14 protein-coding genes are annotated in these 16,995 nt (G+C 70.4%); 7 read left to right on the top strand and 7 right to left on the bottom strand.

The window, feature by feature from the left end; translation table 11 throughout:
• Nucleotides 1-30: 30 nt before the first annotated feature.
• On the bottom strand, nt 31-516 hold the full coding sequence (locus tag ABT004_RS16940) for a MarR family winged helix-turn-helix transcriptional regulator (RefSeq protein WP_351337067.1): 486 nt from the start codon (nt 514-516) through the stop codon (nt 31-33).
• Between the two features lie 176 nt (nt 517-692).
• On the opposite strand from ABT004_RS16940, the gene ilvA reads away from it, so the two are divergent.
• The 3 genes from ilvA (at nt 693) to ABT004_RS16955 (ending at nt 3,869) form a co-directional block, all read left to right on the top strand.
• A complete protein-coding gene (gene ilvA / locus ABT004_RS16945; protein ID WP_351337023.1) occupies nt 693-1,934 on the top strand; it encodes a threonine ammonia-lyase in 1,242 nt (413 codons plus the stop codon).
• A gap of 133 nt (nt 1,935-2,067) precedes the next feature.
• Nucleotides 2,068-3,066 (top strand): ATP-binding cassette domain-containing protein, encoded by a 999-nt coding sequence (locus tag ABT004_RS16950; RefSeq protein ID WP_351337026.1) that lies wholly within the window; start codon nt 2,068-2,070, stop codon nt 3,064-3,066.
• Nucleotides 3,063-3,869 (top strand): ABC transporter permease, encoded by an 807-nt coding sequence (locus tag ABT004_RS16955; protein WP_351337028.1) that lies wholly within the window; start codon nt 3,063-3,065, stop codon nt 3,867-3,869. The genes ABT004_RS16950 and ABT004_RS16955 overlap by 4 nt, the downstream gene beginning before the upstream one ends.
• Before the next feature lie 69 nt (nt 3,870-3,938).
• Here ABT004_RS16955 and greA read toward each other — a convergent pair whose 3' ends face one another.
• Together greA and ABT004_RS16965 are read right to left on the bottom strand one after the other, a co-directional pair.
• Complete coding sequence (greA, locus tag ABT004_RS16960; protein ID WP_351337031.1) at nt 3,939-4,436, bottom strand: transcription elongation factor GreA; 498 nt, start codon at nt 4,434-4,436, stop codon at nt 3,939-3,941.
• Between the two features lie 178 nt (nt 4,437-4,614).
• Nucleotides 4,615-5,019 carry a DUF4307 domain-containing protein gene (locus ABT004_RS16965; RefSeq protein WP_351337034.1) on the bottom strand — a complete coding sequence of 135 codons (405 nt, stop codon included), beginning with the start codon at nt 5,017-5,019 and terminating at the stop codon, nt 4,615-4,617.
• 132 nt (nt 5,020-5,151) lie between these two features.
• Between ABT004_RS16965 and mca the strand changes: the two genes are divergently transcribed.
• Nucleotides 5,152-6,036: a mycothiol conjugate amidase Mca gene (mca, locus tag ABT004_RS16970; RefSeq protein ID WP_351337037.1), complete on the top strand. Its 885-nt coding sequence runs from the start codon at nt 5,152-5,154 to the stop codon at nt 6,034-6,036.
• Nucleotides 6,029-6,271, top strand: a complete 243-nt coding sequence (locus ABT004_RS16975) for a hypothetical protein (protein WP_351337040.1) — start codon at nt 6,029-6,031, stop codon at nt 6,269-6,271. Before mca ends, ABT004_RS16975 begins: the two co-directional genes overlap by 8 nt.
• A 95-nt stretch (nt 6,272-6,366) precedes the next feature.
• Here the strand turns inward: ABT004_RS16975 and ABT004_RS16980 are convergent, their stop codons facing one another.
• Nucleotides 6,367-9,576 (bottom strand): tetratricopeptide repeat protein, encoded by a 3,210-nt coding sequence (locus ABT004_RS16980; protein WP_351337042.1) that lies wholly within the window; start codon nt 9,574-9,576, stop codon nt 6,367-6,369.
• Nucleotides 9,577-9,718: 142 nt separating this feature from the next.
• Between ABT004_RS16980 and ABT004_RS16985 the strand changes: the two genes are divergently transcribed.
• Nucleotides 9,719-11,749 carry a thioredoxin domain-containing protein gene (locus ABT004_RS16985; RefSeq protein WP_351337045.1) on the top strand — a complete coding sequence of 677 codons (2,031 nt, stop codon included), beginning with the start codon at nt 9,719-9,721 and terminating at the stop codon, nt 11,747-11,749.
• 96 nt (nt 11,750-11,845) lie between these two features.
• Here the strand turns inward: ABT004_RS16985 and ABT004_RS16990 are convergent, their stop codons facing one another.
• From ABT004_RS16990 to trhA, 3 genes are all read right to left on the bottom strand, one after another.
• Nucleotides 11,846-12,457, bottom strand: a complete 612-nt coding sequence (locus ABT004_RS16990; RefSeq protein ID WP_351337047.1) for a TetR/AcrR family transcriptional regulator — start codon at nt 12,455-12,457, stop codon at nt 11,846-11,848.
• 11 nt (nt 12,458-12,468) lie between these two features.
• On the bottom strand, nt 12,469-14,022 hold the full coding sequence (locus ABT004_RS16995) for a DHA2 family efflux MFS transporter permease subunit (RefSeq protein WP_351337050.1): 1,554 nt from the start codon (nt 14,020-14,022) through the stop codon (nt 12,469-12,471).
• Nucleotides 14,023-14,128: 106 nt separating this feature from the next.
• Nucleotides 14,129-14,812, bottom strand: a complete 684-nt coding sequence (trhA, locus tag ABT004_RS17000) for a PAQR family membrane homeostasis protein TrhA (protein ID WP_351337053.1) — start codon at nt 14,810-14,812, stop codon at nt 14,129-14,131.
• 240 nt (nt 14,813-15,052) lie between these two features.
• On the opposite strand from trhA, the gene ABT004_RS17005 reads away from it, so the two are divergent.
• On the top strand, nt 15,053-16,891 hold the full coding sequence (locus tag ABT004_RS17005) for a phosphoenolpyruvate carboxykinase (GTP) (protein ID WP_351337056.1): 1,839 nt from the start codon (nt 15,053-15,055) through the stop codon (nt 16,889-16,891).
• Nucleotides 16,892-16,995 lie beyond the last annotated feature (104 nt).

Consider the following 16,995-nt stretch of genomic DNA (forward strand, 5'->3'; position numbering starts at 1 on the left):
CTCGTGCCGTACCGGTGTGCCCCGGAACCGTCAGGAGTCGACGGGCGGCGTCGGCTGGCCGTGGCGCGCGGAGAGCGCGGAATTGAAGCGTGCGAGGAGCGCGCAGAACTGCTCGCGCTCCTTCGGCTCCCACTCCTGCGTCAACTGCGCCATCAATTCCTGCCTCGATGTGCGTACCTCGTCGAGCCGGGCCGCACCGCGCGGCGACAGCTGCAACACCACCGCACGTCCGTCCTCCGGGTGAGAGGTGCGCTTGACGAGACCCGTGTCGACGAGCGGGGCGACCTGGCGGGTCACCGTCGAGGAGTCGATCCCCATGCTCGACGCGAGCGCCTTGACGCCCATCGGGCCTTCCTTGTCGAGGCGGTTGAGCAGCAGATAGGCCGCTCGGTCCATCGAATTGCGCACCTGCCCGACCCCGCCGAGCCGGGTCTGTTCGGCGCGACGGGCGAAGACCGCCACCTCGTGCTGGAGCGTTTCGAGGAGGCCGGTGTCGCCGGCGGTCGTCATGTCCATCATTTCCTGTGGTGTGGGCATGGCCGGGGGCTCACTTCATGCGTGGGTGGTGGATTGCACTGGATTGGTCCCACAGGGTACGCGGCGAAAGCGCCGACCGTACCGGCCCTGCGCAATCCGGTCTCGCAGCGTGAGCATCCCGAGAGGCGTACGCCGTGAGCTGCAAGACTTTCGTCATGAGCAACAGCGCGTCTGACTACTTGCCGACCTCGACGCCCCCGGTGACCCTCGACGACGTCCGCGGCGCCCAGAAGATGCTTTCCGGGGTGGCGCGGGTGACGTCGATGGCGCACAGCCACCACCTCTCCCAGCTGGCGGGGACACCGGTCCACCTCAAGTGCGAGAACCTCCAGCGCACCGGTTCCTTCAAGCTGCGCGGCGCCTACGTGCGGATCGCGGGCCTGCTGCCCGAGGAGCGGGCCGCCGGGGTCGTGGCCGCGAGCGCGGGCAACCACGCGCAAGGTGTGGCCCTCGCCTCCTCGCTCCTCGGCGTGCGCTCCACGGTGTTCATGCCCGTCGGCGCGCCCCTGCCGAAGGTCGCGGCGACCCGCGAGTACGGCGCCGAGGTCCGGCTGCACGGCCAGGTGGTCGACGAGACGCTCGCCGCGGCCCAGCAGTACGCGGAGGAGACCGGGGCGGTGTTCATCCACCCCTTCGACCACCCGGACGTCGTCGCGGGCCAGGGCACGCTCGGTCTGGAGATCCTGGAGCAGTGCCCGGAGGTCCGCACGATCCTGGTCGGCGTCGGCGGCGGCGGACTCGCGGCCGGTATCGCCGTCGCCGTGAAGGCGCTCCGGCCCGACGTGCGGGTCATCGGCGTGCAGGCGGCGGGCGCTGCCGCGTACCCGCCCTCGCTGGCGGCCGGGCACCCGGTCGCGATCAAGTCCCCGTCGACAATGGCCGACGGGATCAAGGTGGGACGGCCCGGCAACGTCCCGTTCGGACTCGTCTCCGACCTCGTCGACGACGTCCGTACGGTCACGGAGGACGCGCTCTCCAGCGCCCTGCTGCTCTGCCTGGAGCGCGCCAAGCTGGTCGTCGAGCCCGCCGGCGCGAGCCCCGTGGCGGCGCTCCTGAGTGAGCCCGGGGCCTTCGAGGGCCCGGTCGTCGCCATGCTGTCCGGCGGCAACATCGACCCGCTCCTGATGCAGCGCGTCCTCACCCACGGCCTGGCCGCCGCGGGCCGCTATCTCTCGCTGCGGCTGCGCCTTCCGGACCGCCCCGGCGCTCTGGCCACGCTCCTCGGGGTGTTGTCAGTGGCCGACGCTAACGTCACCGATGTGAGCCACGTACGGACCGATCCGCGGCTCGGGCTCACGGAGGCGGAGGTGGAGCTGCACCTGGAGACCAAGGGTCCCGCGCACTGCACCGAGGTCGGCGCGGCGCTGCGGGAGGCGGGCTACAAGGTCATCGGGTAATTCGATGGCGGTACGCGATACATCGCGATAGCGTGTGGCGCGCTTCACTCTCGCCGGGCATTCGAAACCCGGCAAATTTACACTTTCCTCACATAGGACACATAGGTACTCAGCCACACACTGGGGGAACCACATGCCAGGCGCCATCTACGCCGAAGGCCTGGTGAAGACCTTCGGCGATGTAAAGGCTCTGGACGGCGTCGATCTCGACGTCCCGGAGGGCACGGTCCTCGGCCTGCTCGGGCCGAACGGGGCGGGGAAGACGACGGCGGTGCGCTGCCTGACGACGCTGCTCACGCCGGACAGCGGCAAGGCGGTCGTCGCGGGGATCGACGTACTGAAGCATCCGAACGAAGTGCGGCGCTCCATCGGCCTGTCGGGCCAGTTCGCCGCGGTCGACGAGTATCTGACCGGCCGGGAGAACCTGGAGATGGTCGGCCGGCTCTACCAACTGCCCAAGAAGGAGGCGAAGAAGCGGGCCGGGGAACTCCTCGACCGCTTCCACCTCGCGGACGCCGCGGACCGCCCCTCCAAGACGTACTCCGGCGGCATGCGCCGCAGGCTCGACCTCGCGGCCGCGCTCGTTGTCTCCCCGCCGGTGATGTTCATGGACGAGCCGACGACCGGCCTCGACCCCGTCAACCGGCAGCAACTGTGGGAGGTCATCCAGGAGTTGGTCGCCGGCGGCACGACGCTGCTCCTCACCACCCAGTACCTGGAAGAGGCCGACCACCTGGCGCACGACATCTGCGTCGTGGACCACGGCCGCGTGATCGCCCGCGGCACAGCCGACCAGCTCAAGGCGCAGACCGGCGGCGAGCGCGTCGAGGTCGTGGTGCACGAGCCGGAGCACATCGAGACGGCGCGCGAGATCTTGAGCGGCTACGGCAAGGGCGAGACGACGGTCGCCCAGCACACCCGCAAACTGACCGTCCCCGTCATCGGAGGCGCCAAGCTGCTCGCCGAGATCATCCGCGACCTGGACGCGCGCGGCATCGAGATCGACGACATCGGCCTGCGCCGCCCGACCCTCGACGACGTGTTCATCTCGCTGACCGGCCATGTGGCCGAGGAACCGGCGGCGTCCGAAGCGGGCGCGCCGGTCGAGGACCCGAAGGGGGCGAGGAAATGAGCGCCTGGAGCGACTCCCTGGTCGTCGGCAAGCGGAACCTGATCCGGATGACCCGGATCCCCGAGATGATCCTGTTCGGGATCATCCAGCCGGTGATGTTCGTGGTCCTGTTCACGTACGTCTTCGGCGGCTCGATCGCCATCCCGGGCGCAGGCGTCAGTGCCGGTGCCTACAAGGAATTCCTGATGGCGGGCATCTTCGCCCAGACCGTCACCTTCGCCACGGCGGGTGCGGGCGCGGGCATCGCGGACGACATGCACAAGGGCCTCATCGACCGCTTCCGCTCGCTGCCCATGGCGCGCGGCGCCGTGCTCACCGGCCGCACCCTCGCCGACCTGGTGCAGACCGCGGTGACGCTGGCCGTGCTCGCGGTGGTGGCGCTGCTCGTCGGCTGGCGCACGCACGAGAACCTCGGCAAGGTCCTGGCGGGCTTCGGCCTGCTCCTGCTGCTCGGGTACGCGTTCACCTGGATCGGTGCGCTGATCGGCCTGTCGGTGCGCACCCCGGAGGCGGCGACCTCCGGCGGCCTGATCTGGCTCTTCCCGCTGACGTTCATCTCGAACGCGTTCGTGCCGGTCAACGGCATGCCGAAGTTCCTCCAGTACATCGCGGAATGGAACCCCTTCAGCGCCACGGTGGCTGCGGCCCGCGAGCTGTTCGGCAACACGATCGAGGGCGTACCGAAATCGGTGACCGGGGCCTGGCCCATGGAGCACCCGATCTGGGCCTCGCTGATCTGGTCCGTCCTGATCATCCTGGTCTTCCGCGCCCTCGCGGTGCGCAAGTACCGCAAGGCGGCCTGACCCGCAGAGAACACGACGAGGCCCCCGCGGCGCGTACGCCGCGGGGGCCCTGTCCGTGCTCGGGAGGCGTCAGCCGTTGAAGGGGTCCGCCTTGAGGATCCGCACCGAGGCCTTCTTGCCGTTCGGCAGTTCGTAGTCGACGTCCTCGCCCACCTTGTGGCCGTTGACCCCCGTGCCGAGCGGGGACTGGGGGGAGTACGTCTCGAAATCACTGCTCGCGTACTCGCGCGAGGCGAGCAGGAACTCCAGGGTGTCGTCCTCGTCACCGTCGAAGGCGATCTTGACGACCATGCCGGGCGCGACCACGCCGGTCGCCGCAGGCGCCTCGCCGACCTTGGCCCGCTCCAGGAGCTGGGTCAACTGGCGGATGCGGAGCTCCTGCTTGCCCTGCTCCTCCTTGGCCGCGTGGTACCCGCCGTTCTCCCGCAGGTCGCCCTCCTCGCGTGCGGCGGCGATCTTCTGGGTGATCTCCTCGCGTGCGGGACCAGACAGGTGCGCCAGCTCGTCCCTGAGCTTGGTGTACGCCTCCTGCGTCAGCCAGGTGACGTCTTCGCTGGTCTGGGTCACAGGTCGCTCCTCGTAGGTACTGGGTATACAAAGCATCGCCCTACTCAGAAGGATGTTCCCTACTGAGTGGGCGAAACCACGAGCCTAACAATTCAGGCGTGAAAGGGGGAGGACAAAAGGCATCAGCGTTGCGTCGGCGCAGGTCAGCGCCCGCCGTTTCGCCGGCCCGTATCGACAATCAGTCGGCGTGGCAGCCCAGGAGCTCCGCGGTCGTGCCGCCGCCCGTCGTCTTCAGCGTGACGACCTTGTCGATGCGCTCGGACTTCTGGTCGAAGCGGAAGTCGGCGCGTCCCACCTCGGCGCCGGCCTCGCTCTGCGAGCGGATCGTGCAGTAGCCCGTGGCGTCGGTGTCCTTGCGGATCTCCATATGGACCTGGACGTCGTGCTTGTTCGTGTCGAAGGCGATGACCTCGCCGCTGAACTTGCTGCCGCCGACGACGTAGTACCAGCCGAACCAGACCATCAGGGCCGCGAACAGGACGCCGAGGACGATTCCCGCGATCTTCAGCTTGCGGTCGGCGCGGGCGTCGGCGGAGCGCGAGGATCCGTATCGGCCCTCGGGCAGCTGCTGCACGGCGCTCATCCGCCAGTTCCTCTCGCGTCGCCCGACAGGTGGCCGGGCACCGGAATTTTCCGCCCCCCGGTTCCGTCACTATAGAAGCTGCCCGGTGCACTCCAGGCACCCGGGCGCCCGTATCTCACCGAGGAACTTGTCTTGACTGAGCAGCTGCGCCTTATGGCCGTTCACGCCCACCCCGACGACGAGTCGTCGAAGGGCGCGGCCACCATGGCCAAGTACGTGTCCGAGGGGGTGGACGTACACGTCGTGACCTGCACAGGAGGCGAGCGCGGCTCCATCCTCAACCCGAAGCTCCAGGGCGACAAGTACGTCGAGGAGAACATTCGGGAGGTCCGCCGCAAGGAGATGGACGAGGCGCGCGAGATCCTCGGCGTCAAGCAGGACTGGCTGGGCTTCGTCGACTCGGGGCTGCCCGAGGGCGACCCGCTGCCGCCGCTGCCGGAGGGCTGCTTCGCCCTGGAGGAGGTCGACCACGCGGCCGGCGCGCTGGTCAGGCAGATCCGCACCTTCCGTCCGCAGGTCATCACGACGTACGACGAGAACGGCGGCTACCCGCACCCCGACCACATCATGACCCACAAGATCACGATGGTGGCCTTCGACGGTGCGGCCGACGCCGAGAAGTACCCCGAGGACGAGTTCGGTCCCGTCTACCAGCCGAAGAAGCTCTACTACAACCAGGGCTTCAACCGGACGCGCACCGAGGCGCTGCACAAGGCGCTCCTGGAGCGCGGCATGGAGTCCCCGTACGAGGACTGGCTGAAGCGCTGGGACGCCGACGCCTCGCGGGTCGAGCGCACGCTGACCACGCATGTTCCGTGCGCCGACTTCTACGAGATCCGCGACAAGGCGCTGATCGCGCACGCCACGCAGATCGATCCCGACGGCGGCTGGTTCCGCGTGCCGATGGACATCCAGCAGGAGGTCTGGCCGACCGAGGAGTACGAGCTCGCGAAGTCGCTCGTCGATACCTCCCTCCCCGAGGACGACCTCTTCGCGGGCATCCGACACAATGCCTGATGTGAACGCGAATCTGGCATTGACCCATCTCGTCCCCCTTGCCGCCAAGGAGGTCGACGAGAACAAGGTGACTCCGGGTGTGCTCGGCTTCATCGTCTTCGCCGTGATGGCCGTCGCGGTCTGGGGCCTGATGAAGTCGATGAACAAGCACATGCGCAAGGTCGACTTCAAGGAGAAGTCGGACGCGCCCGCCGGTGCGACGAGCGGCAAGGACGCCGGGCAGACGTCCGCCTGAACCCGCCGTCGGCCCCGCGCACGAGAGCGCGCGGGGCCGTTGCGCTGTCCGCCGCGCGCCCCTGCCTGTCATGTCCAGGGCGAGGGGAGGCGCGGCTATGACGGCTGTGCCTCCTTGGCGACGCCCATCACGTCCCGTGAGTGGCGGTTCGGGACCATGCCGAGGCGCCAGGCCTGCCAGCCGGCGTCCAGATCCACGCCCCGCTCCAGAAGCAGCTGGTACGCCTCCACGTAGTCGTCGAGCTTGCCGTCGCGGGCCGGATGCGTGGCGGCGGCGAGCTGGGACAGCTCCTCCTGCGCGACCGCCGTGCCGACCTCCGAGCCGCCGGGGGAGGCGTACGGAAGCAGCGTGCAGCGCAGGAACGTCGCCCAGTCCTCGCCCCTGCGGTCCTCGTACCCGGCGAAGATGCCCGCCGCCTCCTCGCACAACTCCATCGCCTGCGCGAGCCGCGCGTTGCCCGCGTCGACCACCGCCAGCTCCAGGCACGTCCACGCCTCGCCGTGCGGCACGCCGATCCGCTGGAAGTCGGCGCGGGCGTCGACCAGGAGCTGCCGGGCGAAGCCGGAGTTGCGCAAGGACCCCGTCTGAGCGGCCCGTTCGTCGCGGGTGACGCGCGCCGAGTGGTGGCGGGCGCAGGCCAGGCCGTAGACGTCGCGCATCCGGGAGAACATCGTGCGTGAGCGCTCCAGCTCCCGTACCGCCTTGTCGAGGTCGCCGGTCTCCTCCAGGGCCTGGCCCAGGTAGTAGTACGTCCACGCCTCGCCGCGCGCGTCCTCGTTGTCACGGTGCCGGGACGCCGCCTGGCGCAGGCCGTCGACCGCCGCGGACGCCTCGCCGTCGATGAGCCGGGCGCGGGCCAGCTCGGTCAGCGCCCAGGCCTGGCCACGGTTGTCGCGGGTCTGCCCGTACAGGTCGAGCGCCTCCCGCAGCTCCTCCTCCGCGCGCGGCACGTTGCCCATCCGCAGGCAGAGCTGGCCGAGCTGGAAGTGCGCCCACGCCTCACCGTGCAGCGACTCGTTCTCGCGGTGCAGGGCGAACGCGTCGGTGAGCAGCGCGAGCGCCATGCGTACGTTGGCGCGGTCGCGCTCGACCGCCGCGAGCGCGTGCAGCGTCCAGCCGCGGTCGCCCTTGGTCTCCGGCGTCGTCTGAAGGTCGAGCGCCTCCCGCAACCGCCCGGCCGCCTCGGTGAGTTGGCCCTGGTGGTGCAGGGTGATGCCGAGGGAGCACAGCGCGCGGCCCTCGCCCGCCCTGTGGTGCGCCTCGCGGTAGAGGTCGACCACCGAGGACAGCGTCGTACGCGCCTTGTCGAGCTCGCCGAGCTGGCGGGCCGCGATACCCGTCCGCCACTGGACCGAGCGCATGAGCAGGCCCTGGTCGATGGATTGTGTCAGCTCCTGGATCTCGCCGAGCCGGTAGAGGTCGCCGCGCAGCAGGCAGTAGTCGCACAGCGCGCCGAGCAGGCCGAGCACCGCGTCCTGGTTGACGCCCTCGGCGTGCCGCAGCGCCGCCGTGATGAAGCTCGACTCGTCGTCGAGCCAGCGCAGCGCCGCGTCCAGGGACGTGAAGCCGTGCGGCCCCGGCTGGCCCGCGCGCGTCGACATGTTGCCGTCGACCAGACGGATCACCGAGTCGGCCAGGTCCGCGTAGTTCTGGATCAGGCGCTCCTGCGCGGCCGTGCGCTCCGCGGGCTCCTCCTCGTCGGCGAGGCGGGCCTGGGCGAAGGTGCGCACGACGTCGTGCAGGCGGTAGCGGCTGCCGCGCACGTGGTCGACGAGCCCGGCGCCCGCGAGCGCCGACAGGTGCCGCTTCGCCTCCGCCGTGTTGGTGGCGAGCAGCGCCGCCGCGGCGGCCGCGCCGAGCGAGGCGCGCCCGGCGAGCGCGAGCCTCCGCAACAGCCGCCTGCCCTGCTCGGACTGGTCGGTGTAGCGCAGCCACAGCACCCGCTCGACCGGGTCCACGGGCCCGTACGCGGCGAGGTCGGCGGCGAGCTGACGCGTCGTGCGCGGCCCGATCGCGGAACCCGCGACACGCAGCGCCAGCGGCAGGCCGCCGCACAACTCCCGTACGACATCGGTGGATTCGGCGTCGTACGGCCCGCTCGGGTCCTCCGCGGCCTCCCGCAGCAGCTCCTCCGCGCCCGCCGCGTCCAGCGCCTGGACGGGAAGGTGGTGCACCCAGGCGGGCGTGTCGTCGCCGAGCTCCAAGGGCTCGCGCGAGGTGACGACGACGAGGCTGTCGGAGCGCTCGGGCACGAGCGTGCGCACCTGATCCGCGCTCGCCGCGTCGTCGAGGACGATCGTCACCGGCAGCCCGGTCAGATGCTGGTGGTACAGCTCGCTGAGCCGCTTGACCTGCTGCTCCTGCGAGGACCGCTCACGGAAGAGCAGCTGCTCGCGCGGCGCCCCGAGCCGGTTCAGCAGATGCAGCAGCGCGTCGCGCGTGGGCAGCGGCGGCGCGTCCGGGCGGTCGCCGCGCAGATCCACCACGCACGCCCCGCGGAACTGGTCCCGCAGCTCGTGCGCCGCGCGCACCGCGAGCGTCGTGCGCCCCGAGCCCGGTTCCCCGTGCAGCACCACCACGGTCGGCCGGGTCTCGGTACTGGCCCGCGCCGCGTGCACCCACTGCGCGATCTGCGACATGGCGACACGCCGCCCCGCGAACGGGCCCTCGGGCTCCGGGAGTTGACCGAACGACTGCTCAAGGACGCTGCGCCGCCGCGCGGCCGCGCTCTTGTCGGTCCGCCGCAGCTGCGGCCCCACCGTCTTCTTCGACGTGCCGGTGCTCGCGGCGAGCACCCGCTGCTGGTCGAGGAACGGCCGTATACCCCGCACCTCAAGTGCGGTCAGCCACTGCAACCGCAGCTGCTCGGGCCCGCCCGGCTGATTGCGTGCCCCGGCGCTGCGGCTCGCGGCCGGCACGTGCGAAGCGGTCACCTTCGCGACGGTCGTGGCGGACCCCAGCACGGCGACGGCGACCCCCGCGCCCACGGCCGTACCGGTCCCGGCCCCCAGCACCAGATCCGCGACACAGGCGGTGACGGCACCGACTCCCGCCACCATCAACGGCGTTGACCCGCCCTCCTTGGCGAACCGCTGCCCGAACGTCATCCGCCCCGCGTCGGCCTCGTCGAGGGCCCGGGTGAACGCGTCGTACTCCTCGGTCGCGCTGCGCCCCATCGCGTCCAGCGCGCCCTTCGCCCGCGACAGCAGCACGGCCCCGTCCGCGCGCCCTCCCGAACGCCTGACCTCTTCCTCCACGGCCCGAGCCAACAGCCGTTCGGCTTCCGCCCGATGGCTGTCCCGCATATTCGGTCCCCCTCCGGTGGCGACAAGTACGGGGTCAAGTGTGCTGCGTATGGGGTGTCGGCGCGAGGGTCCCGGCGATCAGAGGCGCGACGCGGGGCGGCTTGAGTGAGGCAGCGCGGCACCATGAGCGAGGATGGGACGCATGCCGAACCGACTGGCCCATGAAACGTCCCCCTACCTCCTCCAGCACGCCGATAACCCGGTGGACTGGTGGCCCTGGTCGGCCGACGCCTTCGCGGAGGCGCAGCGGCGCGGGGTGCCGGTGCTGCTCAGCGTCGGGTATTCGAGCTGTCACTGGTGTCACGTGATGGCCCATGAGTCCTTCGAGGACGGGGCCACCGCCGCCGTCCTGAACGACAACTTCGTCAACATCAAGGTCGACCGCGAAGAACGCCCGGACGTCGACGCCGTCTACATGGAGGCCGTGCAGGCCGCGACCGGCCAGGGCGGCTGGCCCATGACCGTGTTCCTGACGCCGGACGCCGAGCCGTTCTACTTCGGCACGTACTTCCCGCCGGAGCCGCGCCACGGCATGCCCTCGTTCACGCAGGTCCTGCACGGCGTGCGGGACGCGTGGACCGAGCGGCACGGCGAGGTCACCGAGGTCGCCGGGAAGATCACCGCCGATCTGGCCGCGCGCGAACTGCCCTACGGGAACACGGAGTTGCCGGGCGAGAACGAGCTGGCGCAGGCGCTGCTCGGGCTCACGCGCGAGTACGACGCGACGTACGGCGGCTTCGGCGGCGCGCCCAAGTTCCCGCCGTCCATGGTGGTCGAGTTCCTGCTGCGGCACCACGCGCGTACCGGCGCGGAGGGTGCGCTGCAGATGGCCGTGGACACCTGCGAGCGGATGGCGCGCGGCGGGATCTACGACCAGCTCGGCGGCGGGTTCGCGCGGTACTCGGTGGACCGGGAGTTCACGGTGCCGCACTTCGAGAAGATGCTGTACGACAACGCGCTGCTGTGCCGCGCGTACGCGCATTTGTGGCGCTCCACCGGCTCCGAACTGGCCAAGCGCGTCGCCCTCGAAACCGCCGACTTCATGGTGCGCGAGCTGCGGACGAACGAGGGCGGATTCGCGTCCGCGCTCGACGCCGACAGCGAGGACCCGGCGAGCGGGAAGCACGTCGAGGGCGCGTACTACGTGTGGACGCCGCGGCAGCTCGCCGAGGTGCTCGGTGACGAGGACGCCGCCGTCGCCGCACGCTGCTTCGGGGTCACCGAGGAGGGCACCTTCGAGGAGGGTTCCTCGGTGCTTCAGCTCCCGCAGGGCGACGAGGTGTTCGACGCCGGGCAGGTCGAGCGCATCCGGCAGCGGCTGACCGCCGCCCGCGCCGAGCGCCCCGCGCCCGGCCGGGACGACAAGGTCGTCGCCGCGTGGAACGGGCTCGCGATCGCCGCGCTCGCCGAGACCGGTGCGTACTTCGGCCGGCAGGATCTGGTGGATGCCGCCGTGTGCGCGGGCGACCTGCTCGTACGCCTGCACATGGACCCGCTTGCCCGGCTGGCGCGGACCAGCAAGGACGGGCACGTCGGCGCCAACGCGGGTGTCCTTGAGGACTACGCGGACGTCGCCGAGGGTTTCCTCGCGCTCGCGTCCGTGACCGGTGAGGGCGTGTGGCTGGAGTTCGCCGGGTTCCTGCTCGACCACGTCCTTGACCGGTTCGTGGACCGGGAGAGCGGCGCGCTGTACGACACCGCGGTCGACGCCGAGAAGCTCATCCGGCGGCCCCAGGATCCGACCGACAACGCCACGCCCTCCGGCTGGACCGCCGCGGCGGGCGCGCTTCTGTCGTATGCCGCGCACACCGGTTCCGAGCCGCACCGCACTGCCGCCGAGCGCGCCCTCGGCGTCGTCAAGGCCCTCGCCCCGCGCGCCCCGCGGTTCATCGGGAACGGGCTCGCGGTCGCCGAGGCGCTGCTCGACGGGCCGCGCGAGATCGCGGTCGTGGGGGAGGTCGGTGGGCGGCTGCACCACGCGGCGCTCATCGGGACGGCTCCGGGGGCGGTCGTCGCGGCGGGTGAGGAGGGTGGCGGCGAGCTTCCGCTGCTGGTCGACCGGCCGCTCGTCGACGGGCGGGAAGCCGCCTACGTATGCCGGCACTTCGTGTGCGACGCGCCGGTGACCGATGTCGACGGGTTGCGGCGGATGCTTGGGGAGTCGCAGCGGTAGTCCCCGGCGCCGTTTGAGCCGTACCGGTGTTGAGGACGCGGGGCTCTGCCCCGGACCCCGCGGGCTCTCGTCCAAGAACGGGGCTTGAATGGCGGCTCAGAGCCCGTGCTGCACCGTGTCGAGGGCGCGCAGCACGAGTTCGCGCAGGTCGTCCTCGTGGCCGTGCTCGGCCCAGTACATCGTTGCCTGCATCAGGGCGCCGACCAACGCCATGGCGTAGACCCGGACTTCGAGGTCGGCGGCGTCCCGGCCGGTGCGCTCGGCGATGACCCGGCACATCAGCCTGCCGGTCACCGACATCGACTCCATCATCCGGGAGCGCACCGCGGGCGTCTCGACCTGGAGGCGCATCCGCAGCCGGGTGATCTCCGGCCGCTCGTCCGCGAACGCGAGTTCCAGGCTGCGGTCGACGACGTGCCGCACGGATTCGACGATCGACTCGTCCTTCGGCCGTGCCCGCAGCTCCCGCTCCAGGATCGGGTCGAACTCGTCCGTGAGGACGATGTCCTCCTTGGTCGGGAAGTAGCGGAAGACCGTGGACGGCGAGACCTCGGCGGCCTCGGCGATCTGCTCGACTGTCGTCGTGTCGTACCCCTGCTCCTCGATCAGGCGGTACGTCGCCTCACGGATCGCCGTCCTGGTCTTGATCTTCTTGCGCTCGCGGAGCCCCACCTTGGGCTCCGCGGGCTGCTGTGCTGACGCGGCCATGGCGCTCATTCTCAGGCATCGGCGCCGACCGGGGCGACCTCCGGGTCGGGAGTGGGGCCTGTCTTCTCGGGACCGGGCAGCAGCACCGCCGTCAGCAGCGCGGCGGCCAGGGCGACGATGCCGATGACGACCAGGGCCAGGTCCATGCCGTGGACGAACGCGCTGTCCGCCGATGCGGCGAGCGCCCGGTCGCCGAGCTTCCCGGCGACCATGTGCGCGCCGATCACCGAGTCGTGCGCCACGTCCGCCGCCGCGTCGGGCAGCCCCGCCGTGGCGAGTCGGCCCGCGTAGGCGCCGGAGACGAGGGCGCCGAGCAGGGCCACGCCGAGTGCGGAGCCGGTCTGTCGCACGGTGGACAGCAGGCCCGAGCCGCGGCCCGCCTGGTCCTTGGCGAGTGCGCCCATGGCGCCGCCCATCGCGGGGATCATGGCGAAGGCGATGCCGATCCCGGCGATCGACAGCCACAGCGCCGTGAAGCCGTACCCGGAGTCGACGGTGGTGCGCGCCCCGAGGAACGCGGCGAAGGCGAGGACCACCAGGGCCACGCAGATCACCGCCCGCGCCCCGAACTTCGCGACCAAGGGCTGCGCCAGCCTCGCCGCGACGAGCATCCCGCCCATCATCGGCACCATCCGCAGGCCGGTGCCGAGCGAGTCGATGCCGAGCACCGCCTGGAGGTACTGCGGCAGCAGGAACAGCAGCCCGGCCATGATGAACATGCCGAGCGTCGCCGCCAGGGTGTTGGTGAGGAAGCCCCGGTGGGACAGGAGTGAGAGGTCGAGCATGGGCCGCGAGCTGCGTCGCTCGCGCAGCACCAGCGCGCCGATCAGGACGACGGACGCAAGGAATCCGCCGAGCACGACGGCGCTCGACCAGCCCTTCTCGGGGCCTTCGATGATCGCGTAGATGAGGGTGCCGAGGCCGAGCGCGGTGAGCACGGTGGAGACGAGGTCGACCTTGGGCGCGGCCGGGTCCCGGCTCTCGGGGAGCAGGAACAGGCAGGCGGTGATGCCGATCGCGACCATCGGCACGTTCAGTACGAACACCGAGCCCCACCAGAAGTGGTCGAGCAGCCAGCCGCCGATGATCGGGCCGAGCGGCATCCCGAGCGCGGAGGCCGCGGAGATGGCCCCGATCGCCTTCGTCTGCTCGTCCCGCGCGAACAGCGAGGGGATGACCGACATGGCGAGCGGCATCACGAAGGCGCCGCCGACGCCCATCAGCGCGCGGGCCGCGATCACCCAGCCCACGTCACCGGCGAGCGCGCCCACGACGGACGCGGCGAGGAAGATGCCGAGTCCGCCGATCAGCATCCGGCGCCGCCCGAACCGGTCGCCGAGCAGTCCCGCCGGGAGCATCAGGGCGGCGAACACCACGATGTACGCGTCCGCCATCCACTGCTGCTGGCCCGTGGTGGCGCCGAGTTCTCCGGCGATCGTGGGCAGCGCGACGTTGAGGATCGTCATGTCGAAGCCGAGCACGAGCATGCTCGCGACCAGGGCCCCGAGGGCCCACCAGCGCCGAGGGTCGGGGCGCGACTCCACTTGTTGAGTGACAGTAACCATGAAATGAGAGTAGCTGTCACTTCATAGTGTCCGTCAATAAAGAGTTGCCCTCGGAAACGCAAAAATGGCCGCGGCTGGTGAGCCGCGGCCATGGAGAAGGGGGGGGTCAGCCGTGCTGGTACGCCACCAGGGAGATACCGACGTAGTGGACGATGAACGCCGCGAGGGTCAGGGAGTGGAAGACCTCGTGGAAGCCGAACCAGCGTGGTGACGGGTTCGGGCGCTTGATGCCGTAGATGACGCCGCCCGCGCTGTAGAGCAGGCCGCCGACGATCACCAGGACGAGCACCGCGATGCCGCCCGTGCGCATGAAGTCCGGCAGGAAGAAGACCGCGGCCCAGCCCATCGCGATGTAGCACGGCGTGTAGAGCCAGCGCGGGGCGCCGACCCAGAAGACGCGGAAGACGATGCCTGCCGCGGCCGCCGCCCAGACGCTCCACAGCAGGGCGTCACCCTTGGCGCCGGGGAGCAGCAGCATCGTCAGCGGCGTATACGTACCGGCGATGATCAGGAAGATGTTCGCGTGGTCGAGGCGGCGCAGTACGCCGTCCGCGCGCGGCCCCCAGTTCCCCCGGTGGTAGAGCGCGCTCACGCCGAACAGCAGGCAGGCGGTCAGCACGAAGATGGCGCACGCGATCCGGCCGCGCGTCGAGTCCGCGAGGGCCGTGAGGAAGATGCCCGAGATCAGCACGGCGGGGAACATGCCCGCGTGCAGCCAGCCGCGCAGTCTCGGCTTCAGCACGGAGGGCTGGACGGCTGGGACCTCGGGCTGCTCGGTGGCGACGCTCATCCCGGCATCGTACCCAGCCGAACCTACGCGACCGTAGGTAACGGGCCCGATGAGTGGTGATGCTCACTTCGCTCACTTGTGAGGCCCCCTGGACAGATGGGCGTTTCGGTCGGATGATCAAATGAGTGCGGTCGGCACCGGATGAGCGCCCACTGAGCTCCAGTGGACTGGGAGGCGCAGCGTCCGGGTCGCAGCCCCCACGGGGCAATCAACCTCAGAATCCCTCATTTAGGAGCGATCGTGGCGCGCGACATCGCGGCTCCCTCCCTGGACACCCTCCCGACCAAGCACCAGGAACTGATCTCGTGGGTCAACGAGATCGCAGAACTCACGCAGCCGGACAGTGTGGTCTGGTGTGACGGCTCCGAGGCCGAGTACGAGCGCCTCGCCGAGGAGCTCGTCGCGAAGGGGACGTTCAAGAAGCTCGACCCCATCAAGCGCCCCAACTCGTACTACGCCGCCTCCGACCCGTCCGATGTCGCGCGCGTCGAGGACCGTACGTTCATCTGCTCCGAGAAGGAGGAGGACGCGGGCCCCACGAACCACTGGAAGGCCCCCGCGGAGATGCGGGAGATCTTTCGGGGGAACGAGGGGAACGGGGGGATCTTCCGTGGCTCGATGCGCGGACGGACCATGTACGTCGTCCCGTTCTGCATGGGCCCGCTCGGTTCGCCGCTGTCCGCGATCGGCGTCGAGATCACCGATTCGGCGTACGTGGCCGTCTCCATGCGCACGATGACCCGGATGGGCCAGCCGGTCCTCGAGGAGCTGGGCGAGGACGGCTTCTTCGTGAAGGCCGTGCACACGCTGGGCGCCCCGCTGGGTCCGGACGAGGCGGACGTCCCGTGGCCGTGCAACTCCACGAAGTACATCTCGCACTTCCCCGAGGACCGCGAGATCTGGTCGTACGGCTCCGGGTACGGCGGCAACGCCCTGCTCGGCAAGAAGTGCTACGCCCTGCGCATCGCGTCCGTCATGGCGCGTGACGAGGGCTGGCTCGCCGAGCACATGCTGATCCTCAAGCTCACGCCGCCGACCGGCGAGTCGAAGTACGTCGCCGCCGCCTTCCCGTCCGCCTGTGGCAAGACGAACCTCGCGATGCTGGAGCCCACGATCTCCGGCTGGACCGTCGAGACGATCGGTGACGACATCGCCTGGATGCGGTTCGGCGAGGACGGCCGGCTCTACGCGATCAACCCCGAGGCCGGTTTCTTCGGCGTCGCGCCCGGCACCGGCGAGCACACCAACGCCAACGCCATGAAGACCCTGTGGGGCAACTCGGTCTTCACGAACGTCGCGCTCACCGACGACAACGACGTCTGGTGGGAGGGCATGACGGAGGAGACTCCGGCGCACCTCACCGACTGGAAGGGCAACTCCTGGACCCCGGAGTCGGGCGTCCCAGCCGCCCACCCCAACGCGCGCTTCACCACGCCCGCGTCGCAGTGCCCGATCATCGCGCCCGAGTGGGAGGACCCGAAGGGCGTGCCGATCTCGGCGATCCTGTTCGGCGGCCGTCGCGCCTCGGCCGTGCCGCTGGTCACCGAGTCCTTCGACTGGAACCACGGCGTCTTCCTCGGCGCGAACGTGGCCTCCGAGAAGACCGCCGCCGCCGAGGGCAAGGTCGGCGAGCTGCGCCGCGACCCGTTCGCCATGCTGCCGTTCTGCGGTTACAACATGGGCGACTACATGGCGCACTGGGTGAAGGTCGGTGCCGATAAGGATGCCGCCAAGCTGCCGAAGATCTACTACGTCAACTGGTTCCGGAAGAACGCGGACGGCAAGTTCGTGTGGCCCGGCTTCGGTGAGAACTCGCGTGTCCTGAAGTGGATCGTGGACCGCCTCGACGGCCGCGCCGAGGGCGTCGAGACGCCGATCGGTATCCTGCCGACCAAGGAGTCCCTGGACACCAAGGGCCTCGAACTGGCCGACGCCGACCTGGACTTCCTGCTGACGGTGGACAAGGAAGCATGGCGCGACGAGGCGTCGCTCGTCCCCGCGCACCTCAACACGTTCGGCGACCACACGCCGACGGAGCTGTGGGACGAGTACCGCAAGCTGGTGGACCGGCTCGGCTGACGACCGGACAACCGGACATGAGTGGGCCCCCCCCCCCGCCGCGGGCGGGGGCGGGGCCGCGGGGGGGGCGGGGGCCGCCCCCCGCGGCGTCTACAACTTCTCCC

It is taken from the genome of Streptomyces sp. NPDC002790 (assembly GCF_040295505.1).
Taxonomy (GTDB): domain Bacteria; phylum Actinomycetota; class Actinomycetes; order Streptomycetales; family Streptomycetaceae; genus Streptomyces.

What these genes read in the sequence shown, in the direction of transcription:
- ABT004_RS16975 (WP_351337040.1), top strand. Translation starts at nt 6,029, where the DNA reads ATGCCTGATGTGAACGCGAATCTGGCATTGACCCATCTCGTCCCCCTT.
- ABT004_RS16980 (WP_351337042.1), bottom strand. Translation starts at nt 9,576, where the DNA reads ATGCGGGACAGCCATCGGGCGGAAGCCGAACGGCTGTTGGCTCGGGCC.
- trhA (WP_351337053.1), bottom strand. Translation starts at nt 14,812, where the DNA reads ATGAGCGTCGCCACCGAGCAGCCCGAGGTCCCAGCCGTCCAGCCCTCC.
- ABT004_RS16955 (WP_351337028.1), top strand. Translation starts at nt 3,063, where the DNA reads ATGAGCGCCTGGAGCGACTCCCTGGTCGTCGGCAAGCGGAACCTGATC.
- ABT004_RS16995 (WP_351337050.1), bottom strand. Translation starts at nt 14,022, where the DNA reads ATGGTTACTGTCACTCAACAAGTGGAGTCGCGCCCCGACCCTCGGCGC.
- ABT004_RS16990 (WP_351337047.1), bottom strand. Translation starts at nt 12,457, where the DNA reads ATGGCCGCGTCAGCACAGCAGCCCGCGGAGCCCAAGGTGGGGCTCCGC.
- ABT004_RS16950 (WP_351337026.1), top strand. Translation starts at nt 2,068, where the DNA reads ATGCCAGGCGCCATCTACGCCGAAGGCCTGGTGAAGACCTTCGGCGAT.
- ABT004_RS16940 (WP_351337067.1), bottom strand. Translation starts at nt 516, where the DNA reads ATGGACATGACGACCGCCGGCGACACCGGCCTCCTCGAAACGCTCCAG.
- ilvA (WP_351337023.1), top strand. Translation starts at nt 693, where the DNA reads ATGAGCAACAGCGCGTCTGACTACTTGCCGACCTCGACGCCCCCGGTG.
- ABT004_RS16965 (WP_351337034.1), bottom strand. Translation starts at nt 5,019, where the DNA reads ATGAGCGCCGTGCAGCAGCTGCCCGAGGGCCGATACGGATCCTCGCGC.
- ABT004_RS16985 (WP_351337045.1), top strand. Translation starts at nt 9,719, where the DNA reads ATGCCGAACCGACTGGCCCATGAAACGTCCCCCTACCTCCTCCAGCAC.